Genomic DNA, 714 nt, shown 5'->3' on the forward strand with positions numbered 1-714 from the left:
CAGCAATCACTGTTCCTCACAGCACTTTTCCATTCGTCAATAAAAACATAGAACCACCATTCCCTTTTTATCACGTATTGCTTTATGAATGATATGACTGTTCTACGGTGAATTTCGTTCGGTCTCCCCGGGTAATAATTTGCGCATATTCCACCACTTCTTCATTTTTATCATAGGTAAGGGATTCTGATAAAAACGCAGGCGCTCCAACATTGGTTAATAAGTGGCCGCTGATCGTTTCATCCGTTAAAATCGGTTCGATCGATTCCGTGCCCCTGCTGATTTCAATATTGTATTTTGTCCTTAACAATTCAAACAGCGAGCCGGTGCATTCCTCCTGCGCCAGCCCCGGTGCCGCCTTCCAGGGAATATATGAGGTATGATACTGCAAAGGTTCCCCCTCGGCGTATCTGACTCTGACAAGCTTGTTGACAGGTTCATTCTCTTTCATTTTCAAAAGCTCAGCAATGGAGTGATCGGCAGGAATCACCACAAGCTCAAGCACTTTTGATTCAGAACGAAGGCCTCTCATTTGTTCTGCAAAGCTCGTAATCTTATGCGGAATCGGCGTTTGTATTTTGGCCGCCGATACAAATGTCCCTTTTCCTTGAATTCTTTTAATATATCCCTCAAGCTCTAGCTGCTGCAGAGCCAGTCTCACAGTTGTTCTGCTGACATCATATTGTTCGCAAAACTCACTCTCCGTCGGCAGCT

At 44.7% G+C, this 714-nt stretch carries 1 protein-coding gene; it reads right to left on the minus strand.

Features of this window, described 5'->3' with window-relative positions:
• Positions 1-82 precede the first annotated feature (82 nt).
• On the minus strand, positions 83-714 hold a 632-nt coding region (gamR, locus tag ACWHAR_RS27040; protein WP_452088428.1), incomplete at its 5' end, for a transcriptional regulator GamR.

The organism is Bacillus sp. LR--39 (assembly GCF_053613335.1).